This window comes from Streptomyces sp. NPDC079141 (assembly GCF_040686775.1).
Classification (GTDB): domain Bacteria; phylum Actinomycetota; class Actinomycetes; order Streptomycetales; family Streptomycetaceae; genus Streptomyces.
Window position 1 is genome coordinate 599,701 of sequence record NZ_JBFBLP010000002.1, and the last position, 17,096, is coordinate 616,796.

General features: G+C 71.4%; 20 protein-coding genes. 18 read left to right on the forward strand and 2 right to left on the reverse strand.

Features of this window, described 5'->3' with window-relative positions; genetic code table 11:
- Positions 1-63: 63 nt before the first annotated feature.
- Entirely contained in the window at positions 64-1,641 is a 1,578-nt protein-coding gene (locus AB0Q90_RS07800) for an oxidoreductase (RefSeq protein ID WP_363158122.1), read from the reverse strand.
- A 170-nt stretch (positions 1,642-1,811) separates the two neighbouring features.
- On the opposite strand from AB0Q90_RS07800, the gene hisD reads away from it, so the two are divergent.
- The 10 genes from hisD (at position 1,812) to AB0Q90_RS07850 (ending at position 9,517) form a co-directional block, all read left to right on the forward strand.
- The gene (gene hisD, locus AB0Q90_RS07805) at positions 1,812-3,137 is read left to right on the forward strand and encodes a histidinol dehydrogenase (protein ID WP_363158123.1); all 1,326 of its coding nucleotides are present in this window, start codon (positions 1,812-1,814) and stop codon (positions 3,135-3,137) included.
- The gene (locus AB0Q90_RS07810; protein WP_363158124.1) at positions 3,134-4,270 is read left to right on the forward strand and encodes a histidinol-phosphate transaminase; all 1,137 of its coding nucleotides are present in this window, start codon (positions 3,134-3,136) and stop codon (positions 4,268-4,270) included. Before hisD ends, AB0Q90_RS07810 begins: the two co-directional genes overlap by 4 nt.
- Complete coding sequence (gene hisB, locus AB0Q90_RS07815) at positions 4,267-4,860, forward strand: imidazoleglycerol-phosphate dehydratase HisB (protein WP_363158125.1); 594 nt, start codon at positions 4,267-4,269, stop codon at positions 4,858-4,860. The genes AB0Q90_RS07810 and hisB overlap by 4 nt, the downstream gene beginning before the upstream one ends.
- Positions 4,857-5,021, forward strand: a complete 165-nt coding sequence (locus AB0Q90_RS07820) for a hypothetical protein (protein ID WP_363158126.1) — start codon at positions 4,857-4,859, stop codon at positions 5,019-5,021. The genes hisB and AB0Q90_RS07820 overlap by 4 nt, the downstream gene beginning before the upstream one ends.
- Entirely contained in the window at positions 5,018-5,659 is a 642-nt protein-coding gene (hisH, locus tag AB0Q90_RS07825; protein ID WP_363158127.1) for an imidazole glycerol phosphate synthase subunit HisH, read from the forward strand. The genes AB0Q90_RS07820 and hisH overlap by 4 nt, the downstream gene beginning before the upstream one ends.
- A complete protein-coding gene (priA, locus tag AB0Q90_RS07830; RefSeq protein ID WP_363158128.1) occupies positions 5,659-6,387 on the forward strand; it encodes a bifunctional 1-(5-phosphoribosyl)-5-((5-phosphoribosylamino)methylideneamino)imidazole-4-carboxamide isomerase/phosphoribosylanthranilate isomerase PriA in 729 nt (242 codons plus the stop codon). Before hisH ends, priA begins: the two co-directional genes overlap by 1 nt.
- On the forward strand, positions 6,384-6,785 hold the full coding sequence (locus AB0Q90_RS07835; protein ID WP_363158129.1) for a RidA family protein: 402 nt from the start codon (positions 6,384-6,386) through the stop codon (positions 6,783-6,785). The genes priA and AB0Q90_RS07835 overlap by 4 nt, the downstream gene beginning before the upstream one ends.
- Positions 6,782-7,537 (forward strand): imidazole glycerol phosphate synthase subunit HisF, encoded by a 756-nt coding sequence (hisF, locus tag AB0Q90_RS07840; RefSeq protein ID WP_363158130.1) that lies wholly within the window; start codon positions 6,782-6,784, stop codon positions 7,535-7,537. The genes AB0Q90_RS07835 and hisF overlap by 4 nt, the downstream gene beginning before the upstream one ends.
- Positions 7,538-7,655: 118 nt before the next feature.
- Positions 7,656-8,243, forward strand: coding sequence for a helix-turn-helix domain-containing protein (locus AB0Q90_RS07845; RefSeq protein WP_363158131.1), 588 nt, complete (start codon positions 7,656-7,658; stop codon positions 8,241-8,243).
- A gap of 23 nt (positions 8,244-8,266) precedes the next feature.
- Positions 8,267-9,517, forward strand: a complete 1,251-nt coding sequence (locus AB0Q90_RS07850) for an MFS transporter (protein ID WP_363158132.1) — start codon at positions 8,267-8,269, stop codon at positions 9,515-9,517.
- A 10-nt stretch (positions 9,518-9,527) separates the two neighbouring features.
- On the opposite strand, the gene AB0Q90_RS07855 is transcribed toward AB0Q90_RS07850, so the two are convergent.
- The gene (locus AB0Q90_RS07855; protein WP_363158133.1) at positions 9,528-10,163 is read right to left on the reverse strand and encodes a TIGR03085 family metal-binding protein; all 636 of its coding nucleotides are present in this window, start codon (positions 10,161-10,163) and stop codon (positions 9,528-9,530) included.
- 74 nt (positions 10,164-10,237) lie between these two features.
- On the opposite strand from AB0Q90_RS07855, the gene hisI reads away from it, so the two are divergent.
- The 8 genes from hisI to trpA all read left to right on the forward strand — a co-directional run bounded on the left by hisI (position 10,238) and on the right by trpA (position 17,059).
- On the forward strand, positions 10,238-10,639 hold the full coding sequence (hisI, locus tag AB0Q90_RS07860; RefSeq protein ID WP_363158134.1) for a phosphoribosyl-AMP cyclohydrolase: 402 nt from the start codon (positions 10,238-10,240) through the stop codon (positions 10,637-10,639).
- An 11-nt stretch (positions 10,640-10,650) separates the two neighbouring features.
- Entirely contained in the window at positions 10,651-12,129 is a 1,479-nt protein-coding gene (locus tag AB0Q90_RS07865) for an anthranilate synthase component I (RefSeq protein WP_363158135.1), read from the forward strand.
- Between the two features lie 52 nt (positions 12,130-12,181).
- Positions 12,182-12,820, forward strand: coding sequence for a TIGR02234 family membrane protein (locus tag AB0Q90_RS07870; protein WP_363158136.1), 639 nt, complete (start codon positions 12,182-12,184; stop codon positions 12,818-12,820).
- Between the two features lie 104 nt (positions 12,821-12,924).
- Positions 12,925-13,173: an HGxxPAAW family protein gene (locus AB0Q90_RS07875; protein WP_363158137.1), complete on the forward strand. Its 249-nt coding sequence runs from the start codon at positions 12,925-12,927 to the stop codon at positions 13,171-13,173.
- 85 nt (positions 13,174-13,258) lie between these two features.
- Positions 13,259-13,699 carry a DUF2752 domain-containing protein gene (locus tag AB0Q90_RS07880; RefSeq protein WP_363158138.1) on the forward strand — a complete coding sequence of 147 codons (441 nt, stop codon included), beginning with the start codon at positions 13,259-13,261 and terminating at the stop codon, positions 13,697-13,699.
- A 125-nt stretch (positions 13,700-13,824) separates the two neighbouring features.
- Positions 13,825-14,634: an indole-3-glycerol phosphate synthase TrpC gene (gene trpC, locus AB0Q90_RS07885; protein ID WP_363158139.1), complete on the forward strand. Its 810-nt coding sequence runs from the start codon at positions 13,825-13,827 to the stop codon at positions 14,632-14,634.
- Between the two features lie 326 nt (positions 14,635-14,960).
- The gene (trpB, locus tag AB0Q90_RS07890; RefSeq protein WP_363158140.1) at positions 14,961-16,244 is read left to right on the forward strand and encodes a tryptophan synthase subunit beta; all 1,284 of its coding nucleotides are present in this window, start codon (positions 14,961-14,963) and stop codon (positions 16,242-16,244) included.
- Positions 16,241-17,059 (forward strand): tryptophan synthase subunit alpha, encoded by an 819-nt coding sequence (gene trpA, locus AB0Q90_RS07895; protein WP_363158141.1) that lies wholly within the window; start codon positions 16,241-16,243, stop codon positions 17,057-17,059. The genes trpB and trpA overlap by 4 nt, the downstream gene beginning before the upstream one ends.
- Positions 17,060-17,096 lie beyond the last annotated feature (37 nt).

The window sequence follows — 17,096 nt, forward strand, 5'->3', positions numbered from 1 at the left end:
TACGGCGGCCGGTCAAGGACGGGTAAAAAGGACCGCGCGAGGTGGGTGAGGAGCCATGTGAGGTCAACCCCTGCGCAGCAGCCGAGTAGCCCCTGCCGCCACCGTCGTCGCCAAGGTCCAGCCCAGCAGGATCAGCACCGTGGCCAGCCACTGCCAGCCCCCCTTGAGCTGCCAGAAGCCGACCTGGCCGAGGTCGATGACCGGCAGGAGGAGGTCCAGGGCGAACAGGGTAGGGCTCCACTCCGGGTGTTCACCGCGTTTGATCGGCGGATGGCCGGCCTGTGCGAAGGCCACGGAGCCCAGCGCCCAGAGCACCGCCATCCATACCGCGGCCCGGCCGGGGCGGTACCCGTAGGCGACCGTCCAGTCCTGCACGTATCCCCACAGCTTGGCGGCGATCGGCAGGCTCTCGCGGCGTCGGCGCTGCTTGGCGAGCAGTACCTCGCGGGCGTCCTCGTCCTCGCCACCCGCCCGCAGCACCCCGGCCAGCCGCTCGTACGGCTCCGGGTTGTACTCGGCGGTCGCCGCGGCCACCCACTCCAGCCGTTCGGCCAGCGGGAACGGGCCGCGCGGCACGAGGTTCTCGTAGGAGAAGCCACCCATGTGCAGTCGGCCGGGGCCCGGCCAGGCGTCCGCGCGGTCCATGAGGTTGACGATCCGCGCCCCCGACAGCACGACCGTGCCCCGCGCGGGCCGCTCCCCGAGGAAGCGCAGCTCCGGCGTCTGGATCCGGCGCAGCGACAGCTCCTGGTCGTCGCTGAAGGTGAACCGGGCCCGCTCCAGGTCGACCGCGTCCCCGAACCGCCCGTCGTCCAGCCGCACCCCGCCCTGGCACTCGAACCGCTGGACCCGGGTCCCGCGCGCGGGGGTCGCGCCGCTGAGCAGCGGGTTCCCGAGGCCGGCCGGGGTCAGGTACAGGGAGCGCTCGACGGTCAGCTGGGGGGCGTTGAGCGCGTGCCGGGTGTACGGGTTGATCAGCCGTGCGCCGCGCAGGCTCAGCGACACCCCGATCTTGGCGCTGCGCAGGCTCAGCTCGCCGTGCGACTCCAGCAGCTCGGCCTGCACGTCCTGGCCGACGGTCATGCCGTCCCCGGCGATCGACTTGCCGGTGCGGTCGCGGTACACGACGGCCTGGCTGAGCAGCAGGTCGGTGCCGATCTGGGCGTCGGTGAGCCGGATGCCGTTGTGGAAGCGGCAGCGCGGCAGATGCAGATCGCCCTCGGTGTGCACCCGCGCCGCCTCAAGACGCGGCACCGAGCAGTCCACCAGCCGTACGGTCGTGAAGCGCGCCTCCGGCAGCAGGACCTCGCGCTCGAAACGGCAGCCGCGCATCTCGACGTACGGCACCACCGTGCCGCCCGCGAGGTCCAGGCAGCCGCTGATCCGGATTCCGGCGAGCTTCAGGGACGACACCCGGCCGGCCAGCGCGGGCGGCCCGTCCAGCAGCAGCCAGCACACGATGCGGGCCCGCACGGTCCGCTCGGGCCCCCACGGATGCCCGCCGTGCGGATCGTCCACGAGCGCGTCGCCGCTGCTCAGGTCGTAGACGGTGCCGTTGCGGAAGGCCTGCCACATGCCGGCCTCGGCGGCGGTCAGATCGTCCGGCAGGTCTCCGTCGCGCACGCCGGCCCCCTCGGTCACGGTGTTCTCTTCCCCCTCGGCTGCTCACTGGTTTCGTACGACCGTTCATGCCCGCTCGGTGACGCGCCGAACGCGGAGCGCCTCACTGAAGGGGCGCGACCCCCCGCACTCTGTATCAGCCATTGATACACGCGAACAGTGCCCGATCCCGGTCTGAGAGAATTGACCGCGTGATCTCCCGAATCGATCTGCGCGGCGACGCCCTTCCCGAGGGCCCCGCCCTGCGCGACCTGCTGCCCCGAGCCGACTTCGACGTTCAGGCCGCCCTGGAGAAGGTGCGTCCGATCTGCGAGGCCGTGCATCATCGTGGCGACGCGGCGCTGATCGACTTCGCCGAGAAGTTCGACGGGGTCAGGCTCGACCGGGTGCGGGTGCCCGCCGAGGCCCTCGCCAAGGCGCTTGAGGAGCTCGACCCGGCCGTCCGCGCGGCCCTGGAGGAGTCCATCCGCCGCGCCCGTCTCGTCCACCGCGAGCAGCGCCGTACGACGCACACGACGCAGGTGGTGTCCGGCGGTTCCGTGACCGAGAAGTGGGTGCCGGTCGAGCGCGTCGGCCTCTACGCGCCCGGCGGCCGGTCGGTGTATCCGTCCTCCGTCGTGATGAACGTCGTGCCCGCCCAGGAGGCCGGCGTCGAGTCCATCGCGCTCGCCTCGCCCGCCCAGGCCGAGTTCGACGGCCTGCCGCACCCGACGATCCTCGCCGCGTGCGCGCTGCTCGGCGTGGACGAGGTGTACGCGGCCGGCGGCGCCACGGCCGTCGCGATGTTCGCGTACGGCACCGAGTCCTGCCCGCCCGCCAACATGGTGACCGGCCCCGGCAACATCTGGGTGGCGGCCGCCAAGCGCTACTTCACCGGCAAGATCGGCATCGACGCCGAGGCCGGCCCGACCGAGATCGCGGTCCTGGCCGACGACACGGCCGACCCGGTCCACGTCGCCTCGGACCTGATCAGCCAGGCCGAGCACGACCCGCTGGCCGCCGCCGTCCTGGTCACCGACTCCCCGGCCCTGGCGGACGCGGTGGAGAAGGAGCTGGAGACGCAGGTCGCGGCCAGCAAGCACGTCGACGACCGGATCGTCCCTGCGCTCAAGGGCAAGCAGTCCGCGATCGTGCTGGTCGACGGTGTCGAGGAGGGCCTCAGGGTTGTCGACGCGTACGGCGCCGAGCACCTGGAGATCCAGACCGCCGACGCCACCGCGCTCGCCGACCGGGTCAGGAACGCCGGCGCGATCTTCATCGGCCCCTGGGCGCCGGTCTCGCTCGGCGACTACGCCGCCGGGTCCAACCACGTCCTGCCCACCGGCGGCTGCGCCTGCCACTCCTCGGGCCTGTCCGTCCAGTCCTTCCTGCGCGGCATCCACATCGTCGACTACACGAAGGACGCGCTGGCCGACGTGGCGCATCACGTGGTCACGCTGGCGGAGGCGGAGGACCTGCCGGCCCACGGGGCGGCGATCAAGGCTCGGTTCGGTTGGAAGGTTCCTGAAGGCAAGTGACTGGCATCGACGATCTCCCCGTACGGGACGAGCTGCGCGGCAAGTCCCCCTACGGCGCGCCCCAGTTGGACGTCCCCGTACGGCTGAACACCAATGAGAACCCCTACCCGCTGCCCGAGGCGCTGGTCGAGCGCATCGCCGAGCGGGTGCGCGAGGCGGCCCGGAACCTCAACCGCTACCCGGACCGGGACGCCGTAGAACTGCGCACGAAGCTGGCCGAGTACCTGACGAACACGTCCGGGCACGAGGTCGGCCTCGCCAACGTCTGGGCCGCCAACGGCTCCAACGAGGTCATCCAGCAGCTGCTGCAGACCTTCGGCGGACCGGGCCGTACGGCGATCGGCTTCGAGCCGTCGTACTCGATGCACGGCCTCATCGCGCGGGGCACCGGCACCGGCTGGATCTCCGGGCCGCGCAATGCGGACTTCAGCATCGACCTCGCCGCCGCCGAGCAGGCCATCGCCGAGAACCGGCCGGACGTCGTCTTCATCACCACCCCCAACAACCCCACGGGCAACGCGGTCCCGCCTGAGACGGTCCTCGCGCTGTACGAGGCCGCGCAGGCGGCGAAGCCGTCGATGGTCGTGGTCGACGAGGCGTACATCGAGTTCAGCCACGGCGACTCGCTGCTGCCGCTGCTCGACGGCAGGCCGAATCTGGTCATCTCCCGCACGATGTCGAAGGCCTTCGGCGCGGCGGGCCTGCGCCTCGGCTATCTCGCCGCGCACCCGGCCGTCGTCGACGCCGTCCAGCTTGTACGGCTGCCCTACCACCTGTCGGCCGTCACCCAGGCGACCGCGCTGGCCGCCCTGGAGCACACCGACACGCTGCTCGGTTACGTCGAGCAGCTGAAGGCCGAGCGGGACCGGCTGGTCACCGAACTGCGCGCGACCGGCTTCGAGGTCGTCGAGTCGGACGCGAACTTCGTGCAGTTCGGTCTGTTCGAGGACGCGCACACGGCCTGGCAGAAGATCCTCGACCGGGGTGTCCTGGTCCGGGACAACGGCATCCCGGGGTGGCTGCGGGTCAGCGCCGGAACCCCGGAGGAGAACGACGCGTTCCTCGACGCGGTCCGTGAACTACTGAGCTATGTGGGGGACACCCCCACACCCCCGGAGGAGCAGAGCGCATGAACCGCGTAGGACGTGTGGAGCGGGTGACGAAGGAGACCTCGGTCCTCGTCGAGATCAACCTCGACGGCACCGGCCAGGTCGATGTGGCGACCGGCGTCGGCTTCTACGACCACATGCTCGACCAGCTCGGCCGGCACGGTCTGTTCGACCTGACCGTGAAGACCGAGGGCGATCTGCACATCGACTCGCACCACACCATCGAGGACACCGCCCTCGCCCTCGGCGCCGCCTTCAAGCAGGCCCTCGGCGACAAGGTGGGGATTTATCGATTCGGGAACTGCACGGTTCCGCTGGACGAGTCCCTCGCCCAGGTGACGGTGGACCTCAGCGGCCGCCCGTACCTCGTGCACACCGAGCCCGAGAACATGGCGCCGATGATCGGCGAGTACGACACCACGATGACCCGGCACATCCTGGAGTCCTTCGTGGCCCAGGCGCAGATCGCGCTGCACGTGCACGTGCCCTACGGGCGCAACGCGCACCACATCGTCGAATGCCAGTTCAAGGCGCTGGCCCGGGCGCTCCGGTACGCCTCCGAGCGCGACCCGCGCGCGGCCGGCATCCTCCCCTCCACGAAGGGCGCGCTGTGAACGGCCTGTCGACCATCCTGATCGTCGTCGGCCTCTTCCTGGTCGGCGGGATCATCTCCTTCGTCAAGCAGGAGATGCCGAAGCAGCTCATCGTGCTGCTCTCCATCGGCGCCGCGATGTGTCTCGTCGCGGGCGTCATGAGGCTGGAGGTGTGGAATTGAGCGCCCCCAAGAAGGTCGTCGTCTTCGACTACGGCTTCGGCAACGTCCGTTCCGCCGAGCGTGCCCTCGCGCGCACCGGGGCCGACGTCGAGATAACGCGTGACTTCGACAAGGCCATGAACGCCGACGGCCTGCTGGTGCCCGGCGTCGGTGCCTTCGCCGCCTGTATGCGGGGCCTGAAGGAGGCGCGCGGCGACTGGATCGTCGACCGCCGGCTGTCCGGCGGGCGCCCGGTCATGGGCATCTGCGTCGGGATGCAGATCCTGTTCGCACGCGGCATCGAGCACGGCGTGGAGACCGAGGGCCTGGACGAGTGGCCCGGCTCGGTCGAGCCGCTGCAGGCCGACATCGTGCCCCACATGGGCTGGAACACGGTCGAGGCCCCGGCCGACTCCGAGCTGTTCGCCGGCCTGGACGCGGACGCGCGCTTCTACTTCGTGCACTCCTACGCCGTCCACGACTGGACCCTGGAGACGCACAACACGGCGATGCACGCCCCGAAGGTCACCTGGTCGACGCACGGCAAGCCCTTCGTGGCCGCCGTGGAGAACGGCGCCCTGTGGGCCACCCAGTTCCACCCCGAGAAGTCCGGCGACGCCGGAGCGCAGCTGCTGAACAACTGGATCGGAACCCTCTGATGGCTTCGAAGCTCGAACTCCTCCCGGCCGTTGACGTCCGCGACGGCCAGGCCGTCCGCCTGGTGCACGGCGAGTCCGGTACGGAGACCTCGTACGGCTCTCCGCTGGAGGCCGCCCTCGCCTGGCAGCGTTCCGGCGCCGAGTGGCTGCACCTGGTCGACCTCGACGCCGCGTTCGGCACGGGCGACAACCGGGCGCTGATCGCCGAGGTCGCGAAGGCGATGGACATCAAGGTCGAGCTGTCCGGCGGCATCCGCGACGACGACACCCTCGCCGCGGCCCTCGCCACCGGCTGCACCCGGGTGAACCTCGGCACCGCCGCCCTGGAGACCCCCGAGTGGGTCGCCAAGGTCATCGCCGAGCACGGCGACAAGATCGCGGTCGGCCTGGACGTACGCGGCACGACCCTGCGCGGGCGCGGCTGGACCCGTGACGGCGGCGACCTCTACGAGACGCTGGAGCGCCTCAACCAGGAGGGCTGCGCGCGCTATGTCGTGACCGACATCGCCAAGGACGGCACGCTCCAGGGACCCAACCTGGAGCTGCTGAGGAACGTCTGCGCGGCGACGGACCGCCCGGTCGTCGCCTCCGGCGGCGTGTCGTCGCTGGACGACCTGCGCGCGATCTCCGAGCTGGTACCTCTCGGTGTCGAGGGCGCCATCGTCGGGAAGGCCCTGTACGCGAAGGCGTTCACCCTGGAAGAGGCCTTGGAGGCTGTGTCGTCATGAGCGATGCCGTGCGGCGTGTGCAGAGCGGAAGTCCCTGGGAAGAGTCCTTCGGTTTTGCGCGCGCCATCGCGGCGGGAGACCGCGTTCTGGTGGCGGGCACCACGTCCTTCAAGGGCCGGGTGCTGTACGGCGAGGGCGACCCGTACGAGCAGGCCAAGACGGCCTTCACCAGCGCGATCGAGGCGATCGGCGAGTTCGGGCTCGACGTCGGATCCGTGATCCGTACGCGGATGTACCTGACGCATCTGCGGGACGTGGACGAGGCGGGCCGGGCCCACAAGGAGTTGTTCGACGAGGTGCGTCCGGTCTCGACCCTGCTGGTCGTGGAGGGGTTCGTGGACCCGCGCATCCTGGTCGAAGTGGAACTAGAAGCATTCAGAGGAGCCGTGGATTCATGACCCTGGCGGTCCGAGTCATCCCCTGCCTGGACGTGGACAACGGCCGGGTCGTCAAGGGCGTCAACTTCCAGAACCTGCGCGACGCGGGCGACCCCGTCGAGATGGCGAAGGTGTACGACGCCGAGGGCGCCGACGAGCTGACGTTCCTGGACATCACCGCGTCCTCGGGCAACCGGGAGACCACCTACGACGTGGTGCGCCGCACCGCCGAGCAGGTGTTCATCCCGCTGACGGTCGGCGGCGGCGTCCGTACCGCCGAGGACGTGGACAAGCTGCTGCGGGCGGGCGCGGACAAGGTGGGCGTGAACACGGCCGCCATCGCGCGGCCCGAGCTGATCCGTGAGATCGCGGAGCGTTTCGGCCGTCAGGTGCTGGTCCTGTCGGTGGACGCCCGGCGCACTCCCGAGGGCACCTTCGAGGTCACCACCCACGGTGGCCGGCGCGGCACCGGCATGGATGCCGTGGAGTGGGCGCACCGGGCCGCCGAGCTGGGCGCGGGGGAGATCCTGCTCAACTCGATGGACGCGGACGGCACGAAGGACGGCTACGACCTGGAGATGATCGAGGCGGTGCGTAAGCACGTGACCGTTCCGGTCATCGCTTCCGGCGGTGCCGGCAAGCTCGCCGACTTCGCCCCGGCCATCGAGGCGGGCGCGGACGCGGTGCTGGCGGCGTCGGTGTTCCACTTCGGCGATCTGCGGATCGGCGAGGTGAAGCAGGCGCTGAAGGAAGCGGGCCACCCCGTCCGCTGACGCCGGTCCGAGCCCCGGTTGCCTTTGCGGCGGCCGGGGCTTTCTTGTGGGCAGACGCGAAAGAGAAGTTGCGCAAAATCTATTGCGCAACTTTTCTTTTGTATCTAGGGTCGGGGTCATGGCAAGCAAAGAGAACCGTCGGATCACGGACGTCGGCACCCTGAAGGCGCTCGCCCATCCGCTGCGCATGAAGCTGTACCGGCTGCTGCTCCTGGCCGGCACGGCGACTGCCTCGCACCTCGCCGAGCAGGTCGACGAGGCCGTCTCGCTGGTCAGCTACCACCTGCGCAAGCTCGCCGAGCACGGGCTGATCGAGGAGGCCGAGCCGCGCAGCGGGGACGCCCGGGAGCGCTGGTGGCAGCCCGCCTCGGACGGTGTTTCCGTTCGCAGCGCGGACTTCCGGGACGCGCCGGAGAAGGCCGCCGCGCACACGGCGGCGTCCCGGCTGTTCCAGGAGCAGCGCTCCGAGATGTACCGCACCTACCTCGACGAGCGCGCCCACTGGGGCGCGCAGTGGAACGAGGCCGTCGTCGACTCGGAGTCCCTGCTCAGGCTGACGGCCGGTGAACTGGCCGAGCTGAAGCGGGAGTTGCTGGACGTGCTCAAGAAGTACGACGACCAGGGGCGCGCCCGCGAGGCCGCCGGTGAGACCGAGGGGCGCGAGCACATCGCCCTGCACATGTACGGCTTCCCGTTCCGCGTCTGACTCACGTCTGAGAGGCCCCTCCCGTGACCGCAACGCTCACCGCCCCCGCCGGCCTCGTCGAGCGGCCCGCCCACCGTGACCCCAACGTCCTGCGCTGGCTCGCCGCCTACACCTCCTCGATGATCGGCGACAGCGTGTACTACATCGCCCTGTCCTGGGCGGCCGTACAAGCCGGTTCGCCCTCGCAGGCCGGAGTGGTCATGGCGGTGAGCGCGGTGCCGAGGGCCCTGCTGATGCTGGGCGGGGGAGTGATCGCCGACCGGCTCGGGCCGCGCAGAGTCGTCATCGGCAGCGACATCGTGCGCTGCGCGGCCGTGCTCGCGGTGGCGGCGCTGCTGTTCCTCTCCGGCCCGGGCCTGTGGGCGCTGGCCGCGCTGGCGCTGGTCTTCGGCACCGTCGACGCCGTGTTCATGCCGGCCGTGGGCGCGCTCCCCGCGCGCGTGACGACACATGGGCAACTCGCGCGCGTGCAGGGCATGCGGGGCCTCGGCATCCGCTTCGCCAGCGTGGTCGGCGGCCCGCTCGGCGGACTCGGCGTGGCGGTCGGGGGAGCGGCGGTGGCCTTCGGCCTCGCGGGGCTGCTCATCGCCGTGTCCGTGCCGCTGCTGATGGCCGTACGCGTGCGGGAACTGCCCGCCGACGACAAGAAGGCCGCGCACGGCGGCACCGCCTGGCGCGATCTGATCGCCGGCCTCCGCTACATACGCCGCCACCGTGTGCTCGCCCCGCTGATGCTCGCCATCGCCCTCGGCGACCTCGGCTTCGTCGGCCCGCTCAACGTCGGCCTCACGCTGCTCGCCGACGAGCGCGGCTGGGGCGCCTCCGGCATGGGCTGGGTGCTCGCCGGGTTCGGCGTCGGCGCCGGAGCCGCGTCGCTGCTGCTGACCGTGCGCGGGCGGCTGCCGCACGCCGGGCAGGTCGCCGGGTACGCGATCATCGCCGGGTCGGTCGCGATCGGCGCCCTGGCCTTTGTGCCCGGTGTGGTCGCGGCCGTCGGTGTCGCCCTGATGATCGGACTGCTCGCCGGGCTCAGCGGCGCCATGTGCGGCGCCCTGCTCCAGACCCAGGCCGACCCCGCCTACCTGGGCCGCGTCACCGCCGTCTCCGGGCTGGTCAGCCTCGGTTTCGCACCGCTCAGCATGCCGCTGTCGGCCGCCGCCATCGGCGCCTGGGGCACCGGCCCGGTCTTCGTGGCCAGCGCGGTGGTGTGCGGGCTCGGCGGGGTGATCGCGCTGTGCGTGCGCGACCTGCGCCGCGCCGAGCTCCCCAAGTGACCCCTCGGGCTCAGATGCCCAGCTGCTTCGCCTCGTGCAGCTTGGTCACCGCGTCCTTGTCGCCCTCCAGCTCCACCTCGGCCGCGTTCTGCCGGCCGTACAGGAACAGCAGCAGCTCCGACGGCTCGCCGGTGACCGTCACCACCGGCGTGCCGCGGTGCGCGACCGCCGTCTGGCCGTCCGGGCGGCGCAGCACCAGGCCGGTCGGGGCGGCCCGGCCCATCAGCCGGGCGGAGCGCTCCAGCCGGGACCACAAGGCGTCCTGGAAGACCGGGTCGAGCTCGCGCGGCGTCCAGTCGGGCCGGGCACGGCGGACGTCCTCGGTGTGGACGTAGAACTCCACCGTGTTCGACATCTCCTCGACCTGCTTCAGGGCGAAGGGCGAGAACCGTGGCGGTCCCGTACGGATGAGCTGGATCAGCTCCTCGTAGGGCTTGTCGGTGAACTCCGCCATCACCCCGTCCAGGCGGGAGGCGAGCTGCTTGATCAGGATGCCCACGGCGGCGTCGGGCCGGCGCTCGCGCACGACGATGTGCGCGGCGAGATCACGGGTCGTCCAGCCCTCGCAGAGCGTCGGGGCCTCCGGGCCCTCGGCCTCCAGGAGATCGGCCAGCAGAAGTCGTTCACGCTTGGCGAAAGTCGACATGCCGTCAGCCTACGACCGTCCCTCCGGTCCGCACAGTGGACACAGCGCCAGGACTGTCACTGCCGCGCGGCACAATGGCACCCATGACCACCAGCACGCCCCGCCGGCCCAGCCAGCTGGACCCCGAGATCGCCGCGCGCCTCAAGCGCAGCGCCGACGGGCTCCTCCCCGCCATCGCCCAGCAGTACGACACCGGAGAGGTGCTCATGCTCGGCTGGATGGACGACGAGGCGCTGCATCGCACCCTGACCACCGGCCGCTGCACCTACTGGTCGCGCAGCCGCCAGGAGTACTGGGTCAAGGGCGACACCTCCGGCCACTTCCAGCACGTCAAGTCCGTCGCCCTCGACTGCGACGCCGACACCGTGCTCGTCAAGGTCGACCAGGTCGGCGCCGCCTGCCACACCGGCGCGCGCACCTGCTTCGACGCCGACGTCCTGCTCAAGGATTCCGGCGTGAACGCCGGAGATCAGTAGGGTCAGCCGCCATGGACCTTGAGACGTTCCGCAAGCTGGCCACCGACCGCCGCGTCATCCCGGTCACCCGCAAGCTCCTCGCCGACGGCGACACCCCGGTCGCGCTCTACCGCAAGCTCGCCGCCGAGCGCCCGGGCACCTTCCTGCTGGAGTCCGCGGAGAACGGCCGCTCCTGGTCCCGGTACTCGTTCGTCGGCGTCCGCTCGGCAGCGACGCTGACGGCACGCGACGGCCAGGCCCACTGGCTCGGCGTCCCGCCCGTCGGCGTCCCCGTCGACGGCGACCCGCTCGCCGCCCTGCGCGCCACCATCGAGGCCCTGCACACCCCGCACCAGGAGGGCCTGCCGCCCTTCACCGGCGGCATGGTCGGCTACCTCGGCTACGACATCGTGCGCCGCCTGGAGAAGATCGGCCCCGGCGAGCGCGACGACCTCCGGCTCCCCGAGCTGACCATGCTCCTGACCAGCGACCTCGCCGTCATGGACCACTGGGAGGGCTCGGTCCTGCTGATCGCCAACGCGATCAACCACAACGACCTCGACACCGGCGTCGACGAGGCCCACGCCGACGCCGTGGCCCGCCTGGACGCCATGGAGGCCGACCTCACGTGCGCGGTCGCCCAGCCCCCGGCCGTGCTCCCGCCCTCCGAGCTCCCCGAGTACACCGCCCTGTGGGGCGGCGAGGACTTCCAGGAGGCCGTCGAGGACATCAAGGAGCGCATCCGGGCCGGAGAGGCCTTCCAGGTCGTCCCCTCCCAGCGCTTCGAAACGCCGTGCACGGCCAGCGCGTTGGACGTGTACCGGGTGCTGCGGGCCACCAACCCCTCCCCGTACATGTACCTGTTCCGCTTCGACGGCTTCGACGTCGTCGGCTCCTCCCCCGAGGCCCTGGTCAAGGTCGAGGACGGGCAGGCCATGGTCCACCCCATCGCCGGCACCCGGCACCGCGGCGCCACCCCGCAGGAGGACCAGGCCCTCGCCGACGAGCTCCTCGCCGACCCCAAGGAGCGCGCCGAGCACCTGATGCTCGTCGACCTCGGCCGCAACGACCTCGGGCGGGTGTGCGCGCCGGGCTCCGTCGAGGTCGTCGACTTCATGTCCATCGAGCGCTACTCGCACGTGATGCACATCGTCTCGACGGTGACCGGACAGGTCGCCGAGGGCCGCACCGCCTTCGACGTGCTCACCGCCTGCTTCCCGGCCGGCACCCTCTCCGGCGCGCCCAAGCCCCGCGCGATGCAGATCATCGACGAACTGGAACCGTCCCGCCGCGGCCTGTACGGCGGCTGCGTCGGCTACCTCGACTTCGCCGGAGACTCCGACACCGCCATCGCCATCCGCACGGCCCTGCTGCGCGACGGCACCGCATACGTCCAGGCCGGCGCCGGGATCGTCGCCGACTCCGACCCGGTCGCCGAGGACAACGAGTGCCGCAACAAGGCGGCGGCGGTCCTGCGCGCGGTGCACACGGCGAACCGTCTGAAGAAATAGGGCGCTTCTCATATGAACCCCGGGTGACGGTTCGCCCGGGGTTCGGGCGATAGTGGAGTACGTGACTGCCGTACCTCACCCCCGTTCCGAAGCCGCAGGCCCCGCCCGGGCCGGCCGCATCAGCCTCGCCGTAGCCCTCCTGTCCGGTGCGCTCGGCGCGGCCGTGGCGCTGCTGGCCACGCGTCAGCGGTGGTCGGAGGGCACCGCGACCGTGGCCGGCGGCGACTTCCCCCTCACCGCCAAGGGCAGCGACGTCACGGGCGTGCCCGCGTCGCTGGCCATAGTGGGCCTCGCCGCGCTGGTCGCCGTCTTCGCCGTCCGTCGTCTCGGCCGGGTGTTCGTCGCCGGGCTGCTTGCGCTGTCCGGCGCGGGGACGGTGGCTGCCTCCCTCATCGGCGCGGACGACAGTTCCGCGCTGGACGAGCAGGCGGCGCAGGCCACGGGCGACACGGCCGCGACCGTCGGTGCGCTCAGCCACACCGCCTGGCCGTACGTGGCGGCCGTCGGCGGCGTGCTGCTGCTGGTGGCCGGGCTGCTGGCGCTGCGCTACGCGCCGCTGTGGCCGGCGATGTCCAGCCGGTACGAGCGCAATGGAACTCCCCGGGCCCGCAAGGCTCCTGTCGTCGACCCCGATCGACCCGAGGACCTCTGGAAGGCGCTGGACCGGGGCGAGGATCCGACCGGAGCCTGAACGACTCGCGAGAGCGACCCCCGAGCATCCCGCACGCGCGCGTGCGGGACAATGATGGCGAGCGTCCGGCTCGGAGACGTACACACAGCAACGAGGAGCAAGTCATGGCGGGCAGCAGCCACGGTCACACCCCGGCCGCCTGGACCGGTGTCACAATCGCCTTCATCGGTTTCTGCGTCGCGGGCGCCTTCATGGTGATGGCCCAGCCGGCGGGCTTCTGGGGCGGCATGGGGATCGTGGTCCTCGGCGGTGTCGTCGGCTGGATCATGAGCGCGATGGGGATGGGCCAGCCCAAGGACGCCCACAAGGCGCTCGTCACCACCCAGCGCGAGCCGGCGGGCATCGAGAGCTGATCTCCCCGTACGACTTCGTACGACTTCGCTTGAGGGGCGGCCCCATGCCGCCCCTCAAGCGCGTCCGGGGCCCGCGCGGGGCACAATGCGAGATGTGAACGCCGACAGTCAGCGCGCGCTGCCCCGCGTCACCCTGCTGGGGCGGCTGGCCGTGCCCGCGGGGGTGCTCGCGGCCGTCGCGGGGGCCTTCGCCTATGTGGGCACCGTGGACCCCAACGAGCCCGGCCACTACCCGGCCTGCCCGCTCCTGCAGTACACCGGCGTCTACTGCCCCGGCTGCGGCGGACTGCGCAGCGCGCACGCCGTCGTGCACGGCGACTTCGCGGCGGCGTTCCAGGACAACGCGGCGGCCGTGCTGGGCTATGTGGGGTTCGCCGTGCTGTGGACCGTCTGGGTGATCCGCGCGGTGCGCGGGCGGCCCGTGCGGCTCGATCCCGGGCCGGTGCACCTGTGGACGCTCGGGACGTTGCTGCTGGTCTTCACCGTTGTCCGGAACCTGCCGTTCGGTGACTGGCTGCATCCTTGATCAATTGGTGAACGTCCAGGTAGTGGGACCGGCGTCAACCGGATGCGAGGCCTACGCCCTCCTGCGGATACCATCGCAGTGACCATCGGTTTTGTCCGTCAACAGTCTGGAAGGGGGCCGCTCGCGTGAGTGTGCTCGACGAGATCATCGACGGAGTCCGTGCCGACCTCGCTGAGCGGCAGGCGCGCGTCAGCCTCGACGAGCTCAAGGAGCGCGCGGCCAAGGCTCCCGCGGCCAAGGACGGGGTCGCCGCACTGAAGGGCGACGGCGTCAAGGTCATCTGCGAGGTCAAGCGGTCCAGCCCCTCCAAGGGTGCCCTGGCCGCGATCGCCGACCCGGCCGGCCTTGCCGCGGACTACGAGGCGGGCGGCGCGGCCGTCATCTCCGTCCTCACCGAACAGCGGCGCTTCGGCGGCTCGCTCGCCGACCTGGAGGCCGTCCGCGCGCGCGTGGACATCCCCGTGCTGCGCAAGGACTTCATCGTCACCTCGTACCAGCTGTGGGAGGCACGGGCGTACGGCGCCGACCTCGCGCTGCTGATCGTGGCGGCCCTCGACCAGTCGGCCCTGGAGTCGCTGATCGAGCGCGCGGTGTCCATCGGGCTCACCCCGCTCGTCGAGGTGCACGACGAGGACGAGGTGGAGCGCGCCGTGGACGCGGGCGCCAAGATCATCGGCGTCAACGCGCGCAACCTCAAGACGCTGGAGGTCGACCGCGGCACGTTCGAGCGCGTCGCGCCCGAGATCCCGGCCGGCATCGTCAAGGTCGCCGAGTCCGGCGTCCGCGGCCCGCACGACCTCATCGCCTACGCCAACGCCGGCGCCGACGCCGTCCTGGTCGGCGAGTCCCTCGTCACCGGCCGCGACCCGAAGTCGGCGGTCGCCGACCTGGTGGCGGCGGGCGAGCATCCCGCACTGCGGCACGGCCGCGGATGATCACCCGGTAGGGTTGACTCCGATGACTCTCACTGTGACGACCGCGGACCGGCACGCGCGCCTCGCGCGCGGCTGCCGCCCCCGCGGCTGCCGCGCCCCGGCCCGCCGGGTACACGGCCGCCGTGTGCGGTACGTCATCGGTGACGAACCCGGACAGGTGAACGGCCGTCGATGGCAGCGCCCCTTCAGGGGCGCGGGGCCCTGTTTGATTTGCGGCTACCGCCGCGCGAGCGCGACAAGCCACAGCCGGCCCGCGGCCGACTGACAAAGCCCCGCCCCCACGGCGATTGGTGTTCTTTTCCACGCACTCACCGTGAGGTACACGCATGCCCAGCCAGTTCTTCATCCCTGACCCCGAGGGTCAAGTCCCCAGCGCCGAGGGTTACTTCGGCGCCTTCGGCGGCAAGTTCATCCCGGAGGCCCTCGTCGCCGCCGTGGACGAGGTCGCCGTCGAGTACGACAAGGCCAAGCACGACCCCGAGTTCGCCCGCGAGCTCGACGACCTGATGGTCAACTACACCGGCCGACCCAGCTCCCTCACCGAGGTGCCGAGGTTCGCCCAGCACGCCGGCGGAGCCCGGGTGTTCCTCAAGCGCGAGGACCTCAACCACACCGGCTCGCACAAGATCAACAACGTGCTCGGCCAGGCCCTGCTCACCAAGCGCATGGGCAAGACCCGTGTCATCGCCGAGACCGGCGCCGGTCAGCACGGCGTCGCCACGGCGACGGCCTGCGCGCTGTTCGGCCTCGAATGCACCATCTACATGGGCGAGATCGACACCCAGCGCCAGGCCCTCAACGTGGCCCGCATGCGCATGCTCGGCGCCGAGGTCATCGCCGTGAAGTCCGGCAGCCGCACGCTGAAGGACGCGATCAACGAGGCGTTCCGCGACTGGGTCGCCAACGTCGACCACACGCACTACCTGTTCGGCACGGTCGCCGGACCGCACCCCTTCCCGGCGATGGTCCGCGACTTCCACCGAGTCATCGGCGTCGAGGCCCGCCGCCAGATCCTGGAGCGGGCCGGCCGTCTCCCCGACGCGGCCGTCGCCTGCGTCGGCGGCGGCTCCAACGCCATCGGCCTCTTCCACGCCTTCATCCCGGACAGCGGCGTACGCCTCATCGGCTGCGAACCGGCCGGGCACGGCGTGGAGACCGGCGAGCACGCGGCGACCCTGACCGCGGGCGAGCCCGGCATCCTGCACGGTTCGCGCTCCTACGTCCTCCAGGACGACGAGGGCCAGATCACCGAGCCGTACTCGATCTCGGCCGGTCTGGACTACCCCGGCATCGGGCCGGAGCACTCCTACCTCAAGGACAGCGGCCGCGGCGAGTACCGCGCGGTCACCGACGACGCCGCCATGCAGGCCCTGCGCCTGCTGTCGCGCACCGAGGGCATCATCCCGGCCATCGAGAGCGCGCACGCGCTGGCCGGTGCCCTGGAGGTCGGCCAGGAGCTGGGCAAGGACGGGCTGATCATCGTCAACCTGTCCGGCCGCGGCGACAAGGACATGGACACGGCCGCGCGCTACTTCGGCCTGTACGACACCGACGCCGAGGTGGCCGCGAACGCCGCCGACATCGCTGAGATCGAGGGGGACGCCAAGTGAGCGGGAACATTCAGCTGCTGTCCGACACCCTCGCCGCCGCCAAGGCCGAGGGGCGCTCGGCCCTCATCGCCTACCTCCCGGCCGGATTCCCGACCGTGGACGGCGGCATCGACGCGATCAAGGCGGCCTTCGAGGGCGGCGCCGACGTCGTCGAGGTCGGTCTGCCGCACAGCGACCCGGTCCTCGACGGCCCGGTCATCCAGACCGCCGACGACATCGCCCTGCGCGGCGGCGTGCGGATCGCGGACGTCATGCGGACGGTCAAGGAGGCCCACGAGGCCACCGGGAAGCCGGTGCTCGTGATGACGTACTGGAACCCGATCGACCGCTACGGCGTCGAGCGCTTCACCGCCGAGCTGGCCGAGGCCGGGGGCGCCGGGTGCATCCTGCCCGACCTGCCCGTGCAGGAGTCGGCGCTGTGGAGGGAGCACGCGGAGAAGCACGGGCTCGCCACGGTCTTCGTCGTCGCGCCCAGCAGCAAGGACGAGCGGCTCGCCCGGATCACCGCGGCGGGCAGCGGCTTCGTCTACGCCGCCTCGCTGATGGGTGTCACCGGCACGCGTGAGTCGGTGGGCGCGCAGGCGCAGGACCTGGTCGAGCGGACCCGGGCCACCGGCACCGGCCTGCCGGTCTGCGTCGGGCTTGGCGTCTCCAACGCCGAGCAGGCCACCGAGGTCGCGGGATTCGCCGACGGTGTGATCGTCGGCTCGGCCTTCGTGAAGCGGATGCTGGACGCGCCGGACCATGCCGCCGGTATCGAGGCCGTTCGGGCGCTTGCCGGGGACCTCGCGAAGGGCGTGCGCGGCCGGGTGTAACGGCGCCTGTCCTGCCGTAACGGGAAAAACATCAAGA